We start from the raw sequence: 17,192 nt of genomic DNA, 5'->3' as shown, positions 1-17,192 counted from the left end.
GTGCTGGCGACCATAGCAAGAGTGAACCACCTGATCCCTTCCCGAACTCAGAAGTGAAACCTCTTAGCGCTGATGGTAGTGTGGGATTACCCATGTGAGAGTAAGTCATCGCCAGCTCATTATTCCTAAAAAGCCCCTGCATAAAGCAGGGGCTTTTTTTATGCAGGGAAATATAAGCAATAAAAAAACCAGCATTTGCTGGTTTTAAGATCGGAATTTTTGCAAATTTTAAGCAAAAATATTACATGCTGCAGAGGTCAGTACCCAAAGAATTGCGATTGCAACGACAGGCTCAACAATCTTTGCCCAGTTTGGGGTGCTTACAACTGAAACTTCTTCAACATCATGCTGCTGGATATTTTGGTGAACCATTTGACTAAACTCCTTCATTGTTGAGTCTAATGATATCTCTTCTTGCTCAATTGGTTTAGAGCCTTTTAATTCTGTTAGATCATTTGTTGACCAAACCCAATCAGAAGCCTGGCCAGATAAGTGTTCAATCTGTCCTAAGATCAATTCACGTAAACCTCTGATATTAAGGTTTCCAATATCATTAAGCTGTTTTAATTCTGTCAGTTGTAATTTTAATATTTCAGTTACTGTTGATTCTAATTCATTTTTAGGCAGGGTAGACTGATTTTTTGAAGATGTTGTAAGGTGTCGCGCAACCTCTTGAATAAAAAGATCGTCGGATGAAGAAATCTCCTGATAAACTTTTTTATCGTCAGTTCGCCAAAGTGAAATGAGTTTACCTAATACCAGTGCATTAATTTCTAACAGATGTGTTTTTCGATCTTCTCTAGAATAGTGTTCGAGAAGCTGAGGCTTTTGATTGTTAATCTGCTCAGCAAAATATTGTACTAAATCAAAAGCCATTCACTTGCTCCATATTATTTTAATCTAATAACCGTAGGCTTGGTTTTTTCTTAGGTTGTTCAGTTTCTTCTGATGTTGTGGTTGATTTTAAAGTATCTTCAGTAATTTGGATACCTTCATATTCATTTGGATCAAAGAACAAACCTTGTCCATTCTCGCGTGCATAAATCCCCAATACTGCATTTAAGGGTACATAGATGTCACGTGAAACGCCACCAAAACGCGCAGAGAAGGTGATTGCATCATTGCTCATATGTAGTTTATGCACTGCATGAGGAACGATATTTAAAACAATTTGACCGTCTTGAATAAACTGTTCTGGCACCATGGTATTAGGCTGGGTGGCATCAACTAATAAATATGGAGTCAGGTTATTGTCACAAATCCATTCATAGATAGCGCGTGCTAAATAAGGTCGGGTAGGCGTGAGATTCAATTCTTGTTCAGACATGGTTGTACTCGATTAATTTGCTAAAAATTCGCTGTAGCGGTTTTTTTCCTGCATGGTTAAAGATTTGATGAATGCAGGTCGACTAAAAATTCGTTGACAATATAAGTGAATAGGACGGCAATGCTGTTTAGGCAATTCGATACCCATCGCCTTTAACCGTATAAAAATAGGTGCCAGCATACAATCTAAAATTGTAAAATTTTCAGACATAAAATAGGGGAAATGCTGAAAAAGAGGTGTAAGAGAAATCAGGGTATCTCTGAGTTGCTTTTGAGCTTTCGCTTTCTCTTGTTCATTCAGGGTATCTGGGTGTCGCAGCATGATATCTGCCAGTTTTAACCAGTCCTGTTCAAAACGCCAGATATATTGACGTTGCTCTGCTCGTGGCATTGGTGCATCGGCATACAGTTTGTTCTGACGGTAGCGATCGTCTAGATATTCAGAAATAATGCTGGAATTAAATAATTTTAAATCATTTTCAATTAGCATGGGGAGCTGATTATAAGGATTGAGACTGGCCAGATCCTCATCGTCTTCATCTACAATAATTAGATTATATTTGATTTGCTTCTCTGCAAGTACATAGCGTATCCAGTGGGAGCGAAAATCATCCGCATGACTGTAAAGCGTAATTCCTTGTAGATGTGCATTTTCGATTGACATAATCCGAAACAGTGATAAATGAATGGAATAGGATACTAAAATTCAAGCTAAAAAGCACGAAGCATAAAAGCGCAATTGGGGTTAAGATATAAAAAGATGATAAGAAAAAATAACTGGAGGAAAACAAGATGCTGATCAAACTGGCGATAATCTTACTGTTTATTTTGATTGGTCTTGCGAATTATTATCTCACCAAATCTTTCTGGTTTCATGAAGGCGTGTGGGGTAAGGATGTACATGAACAGTAAGATGAAATATTTATCCGGATTAAAATTTAAGTCCCATAAAAAAACCCTGGATAATCCAGGGTTTTTGTCCGATTCGGTAAACGAATTAACGTTTAGAGAATTGAGGACGTTTACGAGCTTTACGTAAACCAAGTTTCTTACGTTCAACTTCACGAGCATCACGAGTAACGAAACCAGCTTGACGAAGAGCAGGTTTTAAAGTTTCGTCAGCAGCGATCAATGCACGAGTAATACCGTGACGGATAGCGCCAGCTTGACCACCAATACCACCACCAGCAACAGTGATGTAAAGGTCATATTTTTCAGTAGCTTCTAGAAGCTCTAAAGGTTGACGAACAACCATACGAGCAGTTTCGCGACCGAAGTACTGTTCAAGAGTACGGTTGTTGATTACGAGTTTACCAGTACCAGCTGATAGGAAAACACGTGCAGTTGCGGTCTTACGGCGACCTGTACCATAGTTAGTAGCCATGTGCTGTATCCCTTAGATGTCCAAAACTTGTGGCTGTTGAGCAGTATGTGGATGCTCAGTACCAGCGTACACTTTCATTTTTTTGATCATTGCATAACCAAGAGGACCTTTTGGCAACATGCCTTTTACAGCGCGTTGGAAAATTTCTTCTGGTTTGTGAGCAACTAATTTCTCGAAATTAGTTTCACGAATACCACCAGGGAAACCAGTATGGCGATAATATTTCTTATCAAGTGATTTTTTACCAGTCACTTGAACTTGTTCAGCATTGATCACAACGATGTAATCGCCAGTGTCAACGTGAGGAGTATAAGAAGTTTTATGCTTACCGCGTAAACGACGAGCGATTTCAGTCGCAAGACGACCTAAAGTTTTGCCAGAAGCATCAACAACGTACCAGTCGTGTTGAACTTCAGCTGGCTTAGCGCTGAGAGTTTTCATTAAACCACTACCTATTATAGTTGGTTTGGACGGTGGAATCTGTCCAAACAAAAGGAGACCGAATTCTACCTGAAAGTCAGTAGAACCACAATGAAAATATAAAATTTCAAGCGCTATATTTTAAAAGAACAAGGATGAAAATGGAAGTGTTGGGGAATCTAAAACGGGTGATCGGTAAATGAAGATAAAAATATTGGCTTGTAGTTCTGCAACTGTAAAGTTTGCATGTTCTGCTTAAAAGCAATAGATACGATTTTATAGACTTGAGGACTTGTACCATTCAATATTTGGGTATTTGGGTATTTGGGTATTTGGGTATTTGGGTATTTGGGTATTTGGGTATTTGGGTATTTGGGTATTTGGGTATTTGGGTATTTGGGATAAGCGATGATGAAAATTTAAAATTTTGTTTTTATTGAAATATTAAAGTGAAAAATATCGATGTATTGCTAATTACCAGTTGTTTTGTTGATTAAACTAGTTGGTCTATATGTGGTTTTGCGCAGCTTCAGCTTTCTTGTTTAGCATTCGCGTTATAATGTTGAATATTGAGCTTGCTTGGATAAATTATGCTTCCTTTATATGTTACGAGTGGTGAACCTGCTGGTATTGGTCCAGATATTTGTTTAAGTTTGGCAGATCGTGTTGATGAACGTCCGATTGTGGTACTAGCCGACATTCATTTATTAAAGCAACGTGCCGAATTATTAAAGAAAGAGATTGAACTAATTGAATATCAAGGACAATTAGAATCTGCGGCTCAAGGACAGCTTTATGTCGAACATGTGCCCTTAAATACAGAAGTGGTTTTGGGGCAACTGAATGCCCAAAACGCAGTATATGTGCTGGAACAATTACGTCGTTCTGCAGATTACGCCATGATAGGCAAAAGTGTCGGTGTAGCCACCGCGCCCGTACAGAAATCCATTATCAATGAAGCGGGTATCCATTTTAGTGGTCATACTGAGTATTATCAGGAATTTGCGGGTGTCGATCGGGTGGTGATGATGCTGGCCACCAAGACTTTAAGGGTGGCACTGGTGACTACGCATCTGGCTTTACGTGATGTGCCTGATGCAATTACGCCTGAGCGCCTGCATCAGGTGATTGATATCTTAATCCACGATTTAAAAACCAAATTCAGGATTGATCATCCGCATATTCTGGTGTGTGGTTTAAATCCGCATGCTGGGGAAGATGGCTATTTGGGAATGGAAGAAATTGAGGTGATTAATCCTGTGCTGGAAACTTATCGTGCGCAAGGGATCAATATGAGCCTGAGTTTGCCTGCCGATACGCTATTTACCCCGGACAATTTAAAAGATGCCGATGCCGTATTGGCGATGTATCACGATCAGGGCTTACCTGTGTTAAAATCACAGGGTTTTGGTGAAGCCATCAATATTACTTTGGGCTTACCGTTTATCCGAACTTCTGTCGATCATGGCACAGCACTCTCCCTTGCAGGTACAGGTCTGGCAAAAAGCTCGAGCTTGCATGTGGCTGTGGATTTGGCGCTCGAACTTGCGCGTCAGTGATCTTGTCTTTATTACACGTTGGAAATGTTTATGTATCAGATTAATGCCTTAAACCCCAAAGATGAAGGACATCACACGCGTAAGCGTTTTGGGCAAAACTTCTTACATGACCAACGTATCATTGCCAAAATTGTCCGTTCAGTGAATCCTCGTTCTGGCGATAACATTGTTGAAATTGGTCCCGGTCTTGCAGCATTAACTTCACCTTTAATTGGTGAATGTGATGCCTTAACTGTAGTTGAACTTGACCGTGACTTGGCGGCTGGTTTACCAGGCCGTGTGCCGCATCCTGAGCGTTTAACCATTGTTGAAACGGATGCCTTGAAATATGACTTTACTGAGTTGTTTCAAGAAGGCCGTCCGCTACGTGTGGTTGGTAACCTGCCATACAACATTTCAACACCGCTTCTGTTCCATCTCCTGGAATTTGGTGACAAAGTTAAAGACATGCACTTCATGCTGCAAAAAGAAGTGGTTGACCGTATTACCGCCTCACCCAATACCAAAGAATATGGCCGTTTGTCGGTGATGATCCAGTATTACTGCAAACCGACTTTCCTGTTTGAAGTTCCACCGGGATCATTTAATCCACCACCAAAAGTCACTTCTGCCGTCTTTCGTCTGGAGCCTTATGCTGTTAAACCGATTGTGGCGAAAAATGAAAAAGCCTTGGCCCGTCTGGTGTCCCATGTCTTTACCCAGCGTCGTAAAACTTTACGCAATAGTTTAAAAGGTATGCTGGTTGAAGAGGGATTTGAGAAAGCAGGTGTTGATCCGATGGCGCGCCCCGAGACTTTAACGCTGGCTCAATTTGTAGCATTAGCAGATCAAATGGTGGATTAAATGGCAGCTTCGAATATTCGATACAATTATGTGATTGGTGATGTTCAGGGCTGTTTTGAAGCTTTGAAAATATTACTTAAAACGATTCAGTTTGATGCAGATCAAGATTTTCTTTGGTTTGCGGGCGACTTGGTTGCACGTGGTGAAAATTCGATTGGGGCTTTGCGCTTTATCAAAAAGCTGGTCGACAAGGGTGTTGCAGCAACGGTTTTAGGTAATCATGACCTTAACTTGCTGGCTGTGGCACGTGGGACTAAAGCGATTAATCCCAAAGACAATATTGATGATGTCATTCATGCTTTGGAAAGTGATGACTTGATCGAATGGCTGCGTAAACAGCCTTTATGTTTATTTCCGAATGAACATACGGTTTTGACCCATGCAGGGATCCCGCTGAATTGGACAGCAGAAAAAACAGCGGTTTTAGCTAAGGAAGTTGAGGCAGTAATTGGCCATGATGACTTTGACGTGGTCGATGCTTTTTTGGCTAACATGTATGGCAAAGAGCCAAATTGTTGGTCGGATGATTTGCAGGGTCATGCCCGTTTACGTTGCATTACTAACTACTTGACCCGTATGCGTTTAACCAATGCAGAAGGGCGAATGGAATTCAGTTTTAAAGATTCTCTGGATGATCCTATGCCTGAAGGCTTTCAGCCATGGTTTGACTTTGAGTCCAAAGCGGCTAAAACCCATCAAATTATCTTTGGACACTGGGCTGGATTACAAGGGAAAACCATTACGCCCCAGATTCAGAATGTGGATGGAGGGTGTGTTTGGGGCAATCAGCTGATTGCTTATCGATTAGAAGATCAACAATTGTTTAAAGTTGATAATCCGATGATGTCATCCTCAAGCTAAGCCATAATAAAAAAGCCACATCATGTGGCTTTTTTATATTTAAACTTGCTTAGTCAAGTCTGATCCAGGTCTGGCTGCGTCCCAAGGTGGAAATACCCATATAGGCTCTTAAGGTTAAACGCTTGCCTGTTGCATTCAGTCTGATTTTGGCATCATAAACTTTACCCGCTAGAGGATCTATAACACGGCCTTTTTCGTAGTTATTGGTTCCAGATACATGTTTTAAGCCCTTCAGAATTTCCATACCTAAAATAGGCTGATTGGTATATGGTGCTGGGCAATTATTACATGTCTCTCGTGGGGTATAACCTGGGCGAGGAGTAACTTTAATAATTTTCCCGGTAAATGTATTATTGTTTTCTTTATTAATTTTAATAATCGCTTTCGCAGCACCGGTCTTATCATCAATTTGTTGCCATGTTCCAGAAATGTCTTCTGCGAAAACATTTCCACTGAAAAGTGCAGCAGCAAAAGCAGCCAGCAATAGATTCTTTTGCATATAAGACTCTCACTTAATCTTTCATTTTCTAATTAACGGATATATTAGATAGATAAAGTAATTAGTCAATATACTCTAGAGTCAAGCAAACAGTTTTAAGCTGATTTGGATAAAAAGCCACAATATTGTGGCTTTTTAATTAAAAACAGGGGTTTGAATTAATCGACCCGTAACCAGGTTTGACTGCGACCCAATGCTGAAATACCGATGTAGCCACGTAAAGTGAGACGTTTTCCGCTCGCATTCAGTCGAACTTTGGCATCATAAATTTTGCCTGCTAAAGGATCGATGACCCGGCCTTTTTCATAGTTATTTGTATCTTCTACATGCTTTAATCCGGTGAGTACATCCATACCTAAAATAGGCTGATTGGTATAGGGTGCAGGGCATTTGTTGCATGTTTTTTGCGGTATATAACCTGGACGAGGGGTTACTTTGACGATCTTACCGGTATAAATATCGTTTGTATCTTTACTGATTTCGATAATTGCTTTGGGTGAACCGGTTTTATCATCAATTTGTTGCCAAGTACCTGATAGATCTTGTGCCAATACATTCCCACTAAAAACTACAATGGCAAGAGCAGCAAGTAAGATATTTTTTTTCATATATATTCCTGCGGTTGTGGTGAATAATTTTTTTAATTTATAAACTATATTAGGATTGTTTATAAAATAGTCAATATAGTGGTTCATGAAAATGAAGAATAATGTGAATTATTTAAAAATCAGTGAATAATAAAGCCAGATAGTACAGCTTTTTGTCATATTTAGTCGTTTCTAATCCAGATTTGAGTTCGACCCAGAGCCATAATTCCTACATATCCACATAATATAAAACGTTTAGCATTCGGTGTAAGTCATCCTTTCAAGTTATTATTTTTCCTGTTAAAGAGTCTAGTACACGACCATGTGTATCATTTAATCTTGTTTAATCCAGGTCTGACTACGACCGAGTGCGGATACACCAACATAACCGCGTAGAGTGAGACGTTTACCATTCGGACTTAATTTTGCTTTGCCGCTATAGATTTTACCGTTCAGTGGATCAAGAACTTTGGCATTTACAAACTGATTATCACCGATAGATTTTAATCCCGTTAAAACATCTAATCCTAAGATAGGTTTGTCGGTATAAGGTGCTGGACAATTTACACAGGTCTCTTTCGGGGTATAACCTGGACGAGGAGTGACTTTTACAATTTTTGCCGTATAAGTTCCATTGCTTTCTTGGCGCATTTCCAGAATGGCTTTTGATGAGCCTGTTTTATCGTCAATGGTTTTCCATGTTCCGCTAAGATCATTTGCCAATACGTTCCCACTACAAACTAAACTGGCAAAAGCAGCAAATAATAGATTTTTCTTCATATTAACTCCTAGGAGTGTGGAAAATATTTTTTTAATTTATATAAAGATATAGTTATCGTTTAAAAATTAGTCAACCCACTGCTTCATAAAAATGAAATATAATGTGAATTATTTAAATATCAGTGAAGAAAAAAGCCACATAGTGTGGCTTTTTGTCATATTTAGTCATTTCTAATCCAGGTCTGACTACGGCCTAACGCTGAAACCCCAACATAACCACGCAGGGTTAAGCGTTTACCATTTGGACTTAATTTCGCTTTCATACTGTAGATATGACCAGATAGCGGATCGATAATTTTACCATTCGCATAGTTGGGTCCTTCTATATGTTTTAAACCTTTCAAGACATCCATGCCTAGAATGGGCTGATTGGTATAAGGTGCCGGGCATTTGACGCAAATTTCTTTGGGAGTATAGCCAGGACGCGGAGTGACTTTGACTACTTGTGCGGTATAAGTGCCATTATTTTCCTGGCGAATTTCAAGGATAGCTTTTGATGAACCGGTTTTATCATCAATATTTTTCCACGTTCCTGTAAGGTCTTGAGCTAGGGCAAAACTCGCTAAAGTTGAGCAGATTAATGCAATAGTAAGTTTCATCTTGACCATTTTGAATGTTCCTTCATTCCACTGACAGTACTCCTGATACTAGGAGTATTTTTGACAAGCAACAATCATTATCAATGCAAATGACTGTTTGGTCACATTTTTTGTAAATAAAGTATAAAAGTAGGCAGCCATATGGCAGTAAATACAGCATTCACTGCCATGCCAAATGCAGCATAGCGTCCCGCCACACTGCCTCTTTGCCATGCCTGTGCTGTTCCAATGGCATGCGCAGCCAAACCTAATGCCAGACCCGAAGCGCGTTCATCATTGATATGGCGCAGGATCAAGGGAGAAAAGGCTGCTCCAATTACACCGGATAAAATCACAATAAGAATGACCATACTCATAGGTGCATGTAACAGGGTGGCAATATTAATTGCGATGGGGGTAGTCACGGCGCGTGTAGCAAAAGCCATAATGCTGGAATCGGTCATATGCAGTAAATAGGCAAGTCCCATCGGTAGCGCGACCGCACTGATACTGGCAAACACCAGAATTCCGAGCATGGCTTTCAGCGGCAGATCATCATAACGCATAGCGGCAAGAGGAATGGCCAATGCAACGGTGACATAGCCCAAGAGACGATTAAAAAGCGGATTGACCTGTGCCATATAAGATTCATAACGAATCCCGAATGACAACAACAGGCCAATAATCAAAAACATGCCAATCACAATGACCGGAATTTGCGGCAGGCGTTTATTGATCGGTTTTGCGACCAGATAGGCGATCAGGGTGATAAAAAAACCCGAGAGTACTGTAAACATATAATTTCCCTATAACCAGCGCTTGGACATTTTTGCATAGACCCACAAAGGAATCAGGGTGCTGACAAACATCACCAGTAGAAAAGCCGGCATTTCTTTGCCCATTTGAGTCAGCATAATCAAGGACCCTGCGCTAATTGGCAAAAAGGCAAAGGCACTTTCTTTCATGATCTTGTTATTGGTATCGACCAAGCGACTGGGTAATTTCTTGAAACTTCTCCAAATAAATAAAGTTACCAATAGGCTGATCAAGCCCACCAGATTACCCAGTTCAGGATGATGAAATTGTGTGGTTACCCATACGGCTCCTTCACGGAAGCAGATGATTAATGCCACGGTGCCAATCCAGGCTGGCCAGTCCGTTGTTTTTATCCAGTCCATTTTTACCAACAATTATAATTACACTTGTCACGTTTTAACCGATTTATCTTTTTATTTCAAATTCCTCAAGCGGCCGTTTAAATTGTGCAGCTTTGTGCCCCAGAATTTCATCTATAGGCAAATGAGCCTGTTTAATCAGCTGTTCCAGCTTTTGCGGTGCCATAATCACATGCAAATGCAGATTACCGACATCATCATAATTTTCAGATTGAATGACATTCAATGCATAGAGTTGGGTGCGCAATTTGCCATAGGCAGGCTTTAACATCAGCTCAAAGCTTTGAATTTGGCCCATCAAACATTCTTGTACCGCTTGACGTAGCAGGTCTAAACCCTGGCCTGAGTGTGCGGATACATATACCCGATCGGGCATATGCGGTTTGGCATAAACAATCTTGGCATCTTCACCGCTGACATCAATTTTGTTATAGACGCGCAGTACCGGGACATTGGCACCAATTTCCTTGAGTACCGATTCTACCGCTTCAATCTGTTCCAGCATATCCGGGCTGCTGGAATCAATCACATGCAGCAGTAAGGTGGCTTCCAGCGTTTCTTCCAACGTTGCCTTAAAGGACTCGACCAAGGAATGCGAGAGATTACGCACGAAACCTACGGTATCTGCCAGCACCAAACGTCCAATACCATCCCATTCCAGGCGGCGCAGTGTAGGGTCTAATGTTGCAAACAGCTGATCTGCCGCGTAAACATCGCTGTTGGCCAAAATATTAAACAAGGTGGATTTACCGGCATTGGTATAACCGACTAAAGAGACAGTCGGAACAGCAGCCTTTTGCCGTGCAACACGACCTTGCATGCGGGTCTGGCGGACTTTATCCAGTTTGGTTTTGAGTTGCCCCATGCGGATACGCAGTAGACGGCGGTCTGTTTCCAGCAAGGTTTCACCCGGGCCACGCAAGCCAATCCCGCCTTTTTGACTGTCAAGATTACTGCGGCTGCGCACTAAGCGCGAGGAGAGGTGCTGTAACTGTGCCAGTTCGACTTGCAATTTACCTTCATAGGTCCGGGCACGTTGCGCAAAAATATCCAAAATCAGTTCGGTACGGTCCACCACACGGCAGAGCATGATTTTTTCTAAATTACGGGCTTGAGCGGGTGTCAGTGAATGATCGAAAATGACCAGATTAGCTTCAAGGTCCTGTACAAGAGAAGCGATTTCTTCTGCCTTGCCAGAGCCGATAAACAGTTTGGGATCGGGTTTAATACGTTGAGCGTTAATATGGTCTAAAATTTCAGCACCGGCAGATTCTGCCAGTAAACGAAATTCTTCTGCATCAAGGTCATCTAATAGCTGTACCGATACACTCACTAAGATTGTTCGTTCACCACCCTGATGTTGCTCAAAATATTCCACTAAAGATGATCTCTACTGCGTTAAAATTTTATTTTAGTTGAAAATGAACAGGCAAAGGGAAAAATAGCAAAAACTTAACAAAGCATCGTAACAAGATATTCAGTCCAGGGCGTGTTTTTATGAGCAGGAACCTCTAGAAGGCAGTGATGAAAAGCAGAAAATCACAGAGATGTATCTGAGCCTTGTTTTTAATTTTCAGCACATGATTCAAGCTCTTTATTGGTGATAAAAATAAATGATTTACTGGTTTTATTGGTTGATTTAGGTTTTTATGATCAATGCAAGTTCAAAATGAACAGTATAGAATGACAGCAAATAAATGATTAAACGCTGCAGCTAATAATTAGTGATCCATCTATGACCCAATCCTCCGTAACTGAAAGTTCATCGTTAAATGGCTTGTCTAAATTTTTCTTATATAGCAAAAAGTTGTTGGCTGGTTTAGCGGCAATTATTCAAGGATTTTATCTGGTTTTTCGTCATCGCTTATATAAAGATCCGAACAATCCATGTAATACGCGTTATGTACAGCATTTCTGCCGCGAATTATGCAAGGTATTTAACCTTGAGATTCAAGTGCATGGAGTAATTCCACGTGAGCCGGCACTGTGGGTGAGTAACCATGTTTCGTGGCTGGATATTGCAGTGTTGGGTTCAAGTGCCCGGGTATTCTTTTTGGCCAAAGCTGAAATTGAAAAATGGCCTTTATTTGGCAAACTGGCCAAGGGCGGTGGCACATTATTTATTAAACGTGGTTCGGGTGATTCAATTAAAATTAAAGAGCAAATTACCACATTTTTAAAACGTGATATTCCGGTATTATTTTTTCCAGAAGCCACTACTTCTGATGGCAGCAAAATTAAAAAAATCTATGGCCGTATTTTAGGTGCCGCCATTGACGCAAATCGTCCGGTGCAAATTTGTCTGATTTGTTATGTGAATCAAGAGGGAGAGCTGGATACGGTGGCACCATTCATCGGTGATATTAGTTTTGCGGACCATGTTAAAAACGTTTTGGAAATGCCAAAGGTGATGGTTCATCTCATGGCTTTACCGGCAATTGCCGTGGAAGGACATGATGTTGAAAGTTTAACGGAAGCCGTACATACCCAGATGATTGCCGGTTTAGCACAGTTACAGCAGAAAGCACTGAAAAAGCCGCCTGAGTCTTTGCATGACTAGTGAATACCATTGCAGCTTACATAAAACCTTCAACCGGTAACCATGAAATTATTTTAACCCCGGCTTTTTGCCACCATTTCATCTTGGGTTCTTTTTGGTAAGTTTTAATGCTGCCATCATGACCTTTAATTTGCCAGTTGATTTTATTGTTGGCATCTAACACCAGTTTGTAGGCATATTTAGACAGGTTTTGATCCATGGTGGAGTGGACCGCTTTGGCCAGGTTCGGGCTGTCCAGCAATACTCCAATTTCGGTATTCAAATAGGCGGAACGTGGGTCAAGATTAAAAGAGCCAATAAACACCTGTTTTTCATCAATAGCCATCAGTTTGGCATGCAGGCTGGAACGGCTTAAACCTTTGATGCTGACTTTGGCTTTTTCTGCAATTTCCTGGGTATGGGCATTCAGGTTTTCGCTTTCCGGAACAGACAGAAACTCGTAAAGCTGGACATTATTCTGAAGTAAATCCTTGCGATATTTGCCATAGAAAGCATGAACCAAAGCCACGTCATTGGCTTTAAAGGAATTGGTCAGTACCCGGACGTTAATATTGTTTTGCGCCAGATCACTCAGCATTTTCTCGCCTTTTTTTTCCGGGACAAAATAGGCTGAAATAATATCGACGCTGTGTTCGGGTTTTTCTAAACGGTTAATCAGCTGAAAATTCAGATGTTGTTCTTTTTTGGCTTTTGCCCGGATTTTACTGGGTGAATCACTGACGACTTCTGCCTTGACCCAGTCAAATTGAATACTGTTATTCAGCCAGTTTTCAAAAGCATGCGATCGGGTGGCTAAATCGAGATAATTCTGTACGGTAATGTTTTGGGAGTGTTCCTCAAGCTGTTTTTTCAGGCTGTCAAAACGCAAGGAATAATGTCGGGGATTGACAATTTGCTTGACCGGAAAAGCATAATCATCATTCCAGTATTCATCGAAGGAATGAATAATTTCATCCGATGCAGCGCCGACCAGCATCACGTCGACATCGGAAAACTGATAATTGTCACTAACGTTATAATACTGGTTACTCATATTGCGACCGCCAATTAATGCAATCTGGTTGTCTGCAATAAAGCTTTTGTTATGCATGCGGCGGTTAATCCGTTTTAAGTCCAGTACCATGTCCATGGCACGATAATGTCTAAAACGGTAAGGATTATACAGACGCACATCAATATTCTGATGCTGGTCGAGGGCAAGATAAATGCCTTCCATCTTTTTGGCATTGTTGTCATCCATTAATAAACGGACCTTTACCCCTCGGTCAGCTGCCTGAATGATGGAGTGCAGGGCCAGCGCGCCAATTTTATCGTTGTCCCAAATGTAGTATTGTAAATCTAAAGTTTTTTCTGCTTTATCAATTAAATGGATACGTGCTGCCAATGCCTCAAGCGGGTCGTACAGCACATGATAACCGGTCAGGTTTGGGTTTTGTTCCCTCAAGGGCACAATGATTTTAGCCAGTGAAGTCTGTTCGGTTTTGGTATCAAATGAATATTCAACAGGCTGTGGTATTTGTTTGGGAAGGGTGGAACATGCCGGAATTCCGAGCAGCAGACTACAACTTAATAATACGGTGGTTTTATAGCTAGCTGTGCTAGGGGATTGACCACTGTTTAAGTGTGTGAGCTGATGAGAAGATCGCGTCATAGGGTGTAAACAATACCAAAAATTGGTTTGAGTATAATTGTGAGCTGTGAAAAGATAAATATCAGAATAGATGAATGATGTAATATCATCGTAATGATTAGAGACGATAATATGTGGGATTCGCACGCAGTTGCTTTTTATTTTTATATTTGTTTCGCTCTGCTTGCGGTGTGGGGTATCGCACAGGCTTGGTTAAGCCAGACACGGACAGAAACTATTCATCCCTTTAAGGCCTTTGTACATTTATTGGCCTTTTATTTATCTTATTTACTTTTCCCTTTATTTTTCTTTAGCCTGTTTGCCGGTTGGAGTGGTTATTACTCGATTCACCAAGCGGTGTTTATTTTCTTGCTGAGCTGCGTGCTAATTTATGCCCGTTTTATCGAACCTCAGCATGTCATGGTTAAAACCCTGCAATATCAGCTCAATCCGGAACAAAATCTGCAAAGCCCCGTCAAAATTGCCTTGATTGCCGATTTGCATATTGGTCTGTTTTCTGGACATGAACGCCAACTGAAAATTATTGTCGATAAAATTAATCGGCAGAATCCCGATCTGGTGGTGGTGGCAGGGGACTGGACCTATGAACCTGAAAACAAACTGGCCGATGAACTGGCCATTTTGCAACACATCAATGCACCGGTGTATTCGGTCAATGGCAATCATGATGAACAATACCCGGGACCACCGATTCAAAACCTGTTGCGGCATGCGCTCAAAGTCAATAATGTGATTGATATTGAAGGTCAGATGATTGAATTCGATGAGTTCAGATTGCTTGGCGTGGGGGATTTATGGGCCGGAAAAACCGATATGCGCTACATGCCGGATTTGCCGCAAGATAAACCCTGGGTGATTTTGTCGCATAACCCGGATACGGTGGATATGGTGCCGCAATTGCCAACCCGTCCTCTTATGCTGTCGGGGCATACTCATGGTGGGCAGGTGGAACTGCCTTGGCTGACCAACTACATCATGAAAAAAGTTTCCATCTTGGGACATAAAAAGGGTTTGTACCAGCATGAAAATGCCGATGTCTTTGTGACGGTAGGTACAGGAATGGTCGGTGTGCCCTTTCGTTTTTGCGTACCGCCGACCATTGATATTATTGAATTGGTTTAAATCTTGAAGATCGGTTTTAGGAACAATTTTTGACATACCGTAAAACAAGATTGTTTTATAACAATGAGAACAAAATAGGAGAAGAGCATGTCTTTTTTAGAAGAGGTTGGTCAGTTTTTTGCTTTAACAGAACCTCAATCGGCACAGCTTGAAGCGGGTTTAATTGCCTTAGAAACGTATTTTCAGCAAGCAGAGGCGGATGTAGTGAACACGCAAGAATTTGCGCGCACATTTTATCAAAAGTTTCAGCAACTGATGACGCAATTCGGTATTGATGAAAATAATGTGGAAGCTTTGCTGGATCATTTATATGGTACAGAGCGATATCGCCAGCTGGTGACTTACATTGTTCCGAGTTATTACAATGCCGGTGGCGATCGAGCGGTGTTTGAAGAGCTATATCAAGAAATGCTCAGTGATGAACAGATCTGAAGTAGTGAGAAAAGACACATAAAAAAACCAGCATGATCACGCTGGTTTTTTTATGTCTAGATGACATTAAACCTGGTTGTTTACATCATCATGTTTGGTTTCACGAATGGCCAGGAAGGCAAGCAGTGAAAGGATAGAAGCTGCAGTTAAATAATAACCTACAGCATATAAACCATAAGTCGTTGCAAGTTTGGTTGCAATTAAAGGTGCAAAAGATGCGCCAAAAATACCAGCGAGGTTAAAGGTTAATGCTGAACCGGTATAACGTACTGAAGTCGGAAAAATTTCAGACAGTACCGTACCAATCGGGCCATAGGTTAAGCCCATGATCGCCAGACCAATACATAAGAATAGGAAAACGACAACAGTGCTGCCAGATTCAAGCATGCTTGAGAACACCAGGCCAAACAATGCTGAAACAATACATACGCCAATTGAAGTGGCTTTGCGACCAAATTTTTCCGCAAAAACGGCAGAAAGTGGAATGAATGCCGCAAAGCATAAAGTGGCAACCAGTTGCAGTTGCAGAAATTCGGAACGTGTGTAACCGAGTTTGGTGGTTCCCCAGTTTAAGGCGAACACTGTGGTTAAGTAGAACACCACAAAGGTACAGATGGCAGCGATAGTACCCAGAATCAGCATGCCCCAGTGTTTGGTCAACACTTCTTTAAACGGAATATTTACTTCTTTTTGCTTATCCAATACTTTTTGGAAGGCGGGTGTTTCATGCAGTTTCAGACGAATCCATAAACCCACAATCACCAGTAAAGCACTTGAAATAAACGGAATACGCCAGCCCCATTGCATAAATTCCTGTTCCGACATGAATGCACCAAGGGTGATAAAAGAACCTGTCGCCAGGATAAAGCCGATTGGTGCTCCAAGTTGCGGGAACATGCCGTACCAGGCACGTTTACCTTCAGGCGCATTTTCAGTTGCCAGAAGCACAGCACCACTCCATTCACCTCCCAAGCCCAGTCCTTGACCTAAACGGCAAAGCGCAAGCAATAAGGGTGCAGCAAGACCCACTTGTGCATAAGTGGGCAGTAAGCCAATACAGACGGTCGAAATACCCATCGTCAGTAAGGCTGCGACCAGAGTTGCCTTACGGCCAATCCGGTCACCCAAATGTCCAAACAGGGCAGCACCAATCGGACGCGCAATAAAGGCAATCGCAAAGGTGGCCAAAGACTGAATGGTTGCTGTGGTTGGGTCTGTACTTGCCGGAAAGAACAGATGGGGAAAAATAATCACTGCCGCTGTTGCATAAATATAAAAATCGAAGAACTCGATTGTTGTACCGACAAGGCTTGCAGTAAGAACGCGGAATTTTGAATTGGTTGCGACTTCTGCTGAAGCAGCAATAGAATCTGATGACGCCATGGATGACCTTACACTTACTAAAAATAAAAAAA

Annotated in this window: 20 protein-coding genes and 1 rRNA gene; 7 read left to right on the top strand and 14 right to left on the bottom strand. The window is 41.4% G+C overall.

The annotated features are described in order from the left end of the window. The first annotated feature begins 2 nt into the window (after positions 1 to 2). Positions 3 to 117, top strand: a 5S ribosomal RNA gene (rrf, locus tag FTT83_RS10430). Between the two features lie 111 nt (positions 118 to 228). On the opposite strand, the gene FTT83_RS10425 is transcribed toward rrf, so the two are convergent. From FTT83_RS10425 to rplM, 5 genes are all read right to left on the bottom strand, one after another. After that, positions 229 to 876 carry a hypothetical protein gene (locus FTT83_RS10425; RefSeq protein WP_180176581.1) on the bottom strand — a complete coding sequence of 216 codons (648 nt, stop codon included), beginning with the start codon at positions 874 to 876 and terminating at the stop codon, positions 229 to 231. 19 nt (positions 877 to 895) lie between these two features. Beyond that, on the bottom strand, positions 896 to 1,327 hold the full coding sequence (locus tag FTT83_RS10420; RefSeq protein ID WP_180176580.1) for a ClpXP protease specificity-enhancing factor: 432 nt from the start codon (positions 1,325 to 1,327) through the stop codon (positions 896 to 898). 12 nt (positions 1,328 to 1,339) lie between these two features. Continuing rightward, positions 1,340 to 1,990 (bottom strand): glutathione S-transferase N-terminal domain-containing protein, encoded by a 651-nt coding sequence (locus tag FTT83_RS10415; RefSeq protein ID WP_180044103.1) that lies wholly within the window; start codon positions 1,988 to 1,990, stop codon positions 1,340 to 1,342. A 333-nt stretch (positions 1,991 to 2,323) separates the two neighbouring features. Further along, the gene (gene rpsI / locus FTT83_RS10410) at positions 2,324 to 2,710 is read right to left on the bottom strand and encodes a 30S ribosomal protein S9 (protein ID WP_068974925.1); all 387 of its coding nucleotides are present in this window, start codon (positions 2,708 to 2,710) and stop codon (positions 2,324 to 2,326) included. 12 nt (positions 2,711 to 2,722) lie between these two features. Then, the gene (gene rplM, locus FTT83_RS10405) at positions 2,723 to 3,151 is read right to left on the bottom strand and encodes a 50S ribosomal protein L13 (RefSeq protein ID WP_004811299.1); all 429 of its coding nucleotides are present in this window, start codon (positions 3,149 to 3,151) and stop codon (positions 2,723 to 2,725) included. Between the two features lie 569 nt (positions 3,152 to 3,720). On the opposite strand from rplM, the gene pdxA reads away from it, so the two are divergent. From pdxA to FTT83_RS10390, 3 genes are read left to right on the top strand one after another with little or no spacing between them, the layout of a single operon-like run. Beyond that, a complete protein-coding gene (gene pdxA, locus FTT83_RS10400; RefSeq protein ID WP_180176579.1) occupies positions 3,721 to 4,689 on the top strand; it encodes a 4-hydroxythreonine-4-phosphate dehydrogenase PdxA in 969 nt (322 codons plus the stop codon). 30 nt (positions 4,690 to 4,719) lie between these two features. Then, complete coding sequence (gene rsmA, locus FTT83_RS10395) at positions 4,720 to 5,532, top strand: 16S rRNA (adenine(1518)-N(6)/adenine(1519)-N(6))-dimethyltransferase RsmA (RefSeq protein ID WP_180176578.1); 813 nt, start codon at positions 4,720 to 4,722, stop codon at positions 5,530 to 5,532. Beyond that, positions 5,533 to 6,393: a symmetrical bis(5'-nucleosyl)-tetraphosphatase gene (locus FTT83_RS10390; protein WP_180044097.1), complete on the top strand. Its 861-nt coding sequence runs from the start codon at positions 5,533 to 5,535 to the stop codon at positions 6,391 to 6,393. Between the two features lie 49 nt (positions 6,394 to 6,442). Here the strand turns inward: FTT83_RS10390 and FTT83_RS10385 are convergent, their stop codons facing one another. From FTT83_RS10385 to hflX, 7 genes are all read right to left on the bottom strand, one after another. Further along, a complete protein-coding gene (locus FTT83_RS10385; protein WP_086195717.1) occupies positions 6,443 to 6,892 on the bottom strand; it encodes a DUF2147 domain-containing protein in 450 nt (149 codons plus the stop codon). 158 nt (positions 6,893 to 7,050) lie between these two features. Further along, complete coding sequence (locus FTT83_RS10380) at positions 7,051 to 7,500, bottom strand: DUF2147 domain-containing protein (RefSeq protein ID WP_180176577.1); 450 nt, start codon at positions 7,498 to 7,500, stop codon at positions 7,051 to 7,053. Positions 7,501 to 7,812: 312 nt separating this feature from the next. Continuing rightward, positions 7,813 to 8,259, bottom strand: a complete 447-nt coding sequence (locus tag FTT83_RS10375; RefSeq protein ID WP_086195715.1) for a DUF2147 domain-containing protein — start codon at positions 8,257 to 8,259, stop codon at positions 7,813 to 7,815. A gap of 161 nt (positions 8,260 to 8,420) precedes the next feature. Then, positions 8,421 to 8,867, bottom strand: a complete 447-nt coding sequence (locus FTT83_RS10370) for a DUF2147 domain-containing protein (protein WP_086195714.1) — start codon at positions 8,865 to 8,867, stop codon at positions 8,421 to 8,423. Between the two features lie 92 nt (positions 8,868 to 8,959). Then, on the bottom strand, positions 8,960 to 9,634 hold the full coding sequence (locus FTT83_RS10365) for an LrgB family protein (protein WP_166170899.1): 675 nt from the start codon (positions 9,632 to 9,634) through the stop codon (positions 8,960 to 8,962). A 9-nt stretch (positions 9,635 to 9,643) separates the two neighbouring features. After that, positions 9,644 to 10,015 (bottom strand): hypothetical protein, encoded by a 372-nt coding sequence (locus FTT83_RS10360; protein WP_180044093.1) that lies wholly within the window; start codon positions 10,013 to 10,015, stop codon positions 9,644 to 9,646. A 43-nt stretch (positions 10,016 to 10,058) separates the two neighbouring features. Further along, entirely contained in the window at positions 10,059 to 11,390 is a 1,332-nt protein-coding gene (gene hflX / locus FTT83_RS10355) for a ribosome rescue GTPase HflX (protein WP_180044091.1), read from the bottom strand. 357 nt (positions 11,391 to 11,747) lie between these two features. On the opposite strand from hflX, the gene FTT83_RS10350 reads away from it, so the two are divergent. Further along, positions 11,748 to 12,572, top strand: a complete 825-nt coding sequence (locus tag FTT83_RS10350) for a 1-acyl-sn-glycerol-3-phosphate acyltransferase (protein ID WP_180044090.1) — start codon at positions 11,748 to 11,750, stop codon at positions 12,570 to 12,572. 16 nt (positions 12,573 to 12,588) lie between these two features. Here the strand turns inward: FTT83_RS10350 and FTT83_RS10345 are convergent, their stop codons facing one another. Then, positions 12,589 to 14,223: a phospholipase D family protein gene (locus FTT83_RS10345; protein WP_180176576.1), complete on the bottom strand. Its 1,635-nt coding sequence runs from the start codon at positions 14,221 to 14,223 to the stop codon at positions 12,589 to 12,591. 111 nt (positions 14,224 to 14,334) lie between these two features. On the opposite strand from FTT83_RS10345, the gene FTT83_RS10340 reads away from it, so the two are divergent. Both FTT83_RS10340 and FTT83_RS10335 read left to right on the top strand, forming a co-directional pair. Then, entirely contained in the window at positions 14,335 to 15,345 is a 1,011-nt protein-coding gene (locus FTT83_RS10340) for a metallophosphoesterase (RefSeq protein ID WP_180044086.1), read from the top strand. An 87-nt stretch (positions 15,346 to 15,432) separates the two neighbouring features. Next, the gene (locus FTT83_RS10335) at positions 15,433 to 15,777 is read left to right on the top strand and encodes a hypothetical protein (protein ID WP_180044084.1); all 345 of its coding nucleotides are present in this window, start codon (positions 15,433 to 15,435) and stop codon (positions 15,775 to 15,777) included. A 66-nt stretch (positions 15,778 to 15,843) separates the two neighbouring features. Here the strand turns inward: FTT83_RS10335 and FTT83_RS10330 are convergent, their stop codons facing one another. Then, positions 15,844 to 17,160, bottom strand: coding sequence for an MFS transporter (locus FTT83_RS10330; RefSeq protein ID WP_086195706.1), 1,317 nt, complete (start codon positions 17,158 to 17,160; stop codon positions 15,844 to 15,846). Positions 17,161 to 17,192 lie beyond the last annotated feature (32 nt).

Source organism: Acinetobacter sp. YH01018, assembly GCF_013420295.1.
Lineage (GTDB): Bacteria > Pseudomonadota > Gammaproteobacteria > Pseudomonadales > Moraxellaceae > Acinetobacter.
This window is presented reverse-complemented; position numbering and strand designations above follow the sequence as displayed.

What these genes read in the sequence shown, in the direction of transcription:
- FTT83_RS10375 (WP_086195715.1), bottom strand. Translation starts at nt 8,259, where the DNA reads ATGAAGAAAAATCTATTATTTGCTGCTTTTGCCAGTTTAGTTTGTAGT.
- FTT83_RS10415 (WP_180044103.1), bottom strand. Translation starts at nt 1,990, where the DNA reads ATGTCAATCGAAAATGCACATCTACAAGGAATTACGCTTTACAGTCAT.
- FTT83_RS10425 (WP_180176581.1), bottom strand. Translation starts at nt 876, where the DNA reads ATGGCTTTTGATTTAGTACAATATTTTGCTGAGCAGATTAACAATCAA.
- FTT83_RS10330 (WP_086195706.1), bottom strand. Translation starts at nt 17,160, where the DNA reads ATGGCGTCATCAGATTCTATTGCTGCTTCAGCAGAAGTCGCAACCAAT.
- FTT83_RS10345 (WP_180176576.1), bottom strand. Translation starts at nt 14,223, where the DNA reads ATGACGCGATCTTCTCATCAGCTCACACACTTAAACAGTGGTCAATCC.
- FTT83_RS10380 (WP_180176577.1), bottom strand. Translation starts at nt 7,500, where the DNA reads ATGAAAAAAAATATCTTACTTGCTGCTCTTGCCATTGTAGTTTTTAGT.
- FTT83_RS10360 (WP_180044093.1), bottom strand. Translation starts at nt 10,015, where the DNA reads ATGGACTGGATAAAAACAACGGACTGGCCAGCCTGGATTGGCACCGTG.
- FTT83_RS10350 (WP_180044090.1), top strand. Translation starts at nt 11,748, where the DNA reads ATGACCCAATCCTCCGTAACTGAAAGTTCATCGTTAAATGGCTTGTCT.
- FTT83_RS10370 (WP_086195714.1), bottom strand. Translation starts at nt 8,867, where the DNA reads ATGGTCAAGATGAAACTTACTATTGCATTAATCTGCTCAACTTTAGCG.
- FTT83_RS10365 (WP_166170899.1), bottom strand. Translation starts at nt 9,634, where the DNA reads ATGTTTACAGTACTCTCGGGTTTTTTTATCACCCTGATCGCCTATCTG.
- FTT83_RS10385 (WP_086195717.1), bottom strand. Translation starts at nt 6,892, where the DNA reads ATGCAAAAGAATCTATTGCTGGCTGCTTTTGCTGCTGCACTTTTCAGT.
- FTT83_RS10335 (WP_180044084.1), top strand. Translation starts at nt 15,433, where the DNA reads ATGTCTTTTTTAGAAGAGGTTGGTCAGTTTTTTGCTTTAACAGAACCT.
- FTT83_RS10420 (WP_180176580.1), bottom strand. Translation starts at nt 1,327, where the DNA reads ATGTCTGAACAAGAATTGAATCTCACGCCTACCCGACCTTATTTAGCA.
- rsmA (WP_180176578.1), top strand. Translation starts at nt 4,720, where the DNA reads ATGTATCAGATTAATGCCTTAAACCCCAAAGATGAAGGACATCACACG.
- FTT83_RS10390 (WP_180044097.1), top strand. Translation starts at nt 5,533, where the DNA reads ATGGCAGCTTCGAATATTCGATACAATTATGTGATTGGTGATGTTCAG.
- FTT83_RS10340 (WP_180044086.1), top strand. Translation starts at nt 14,335, where the DNA reads ATGTGGGATTCGCACGCAGTTGCTTTTTATTTTTATATTTGTTTCGCT.
- rpsI (WP_068974925.1), bottom strand. Translation starts at nt 2,710, where the DNA reads ATGGCTACTAACTATGGTACAGGTCGCCGTAAGACCGCAACTGCACGT.
- pdxA (WP_180176579.1), top strand. Translation starts at nt 3,721, where the DNA reads ATGCTTCCTTTATATGTTACGAGTGGTGAACCTGCTGGTATTGGTCCA.
- rplM (WP_004811299.1), bottom strand. Translation starts at nt 3,151, where the DNA reads ATGAAAACTCTCAGCGCTAAGCCAGCTGAAGTTCAACACGACTGGTAC.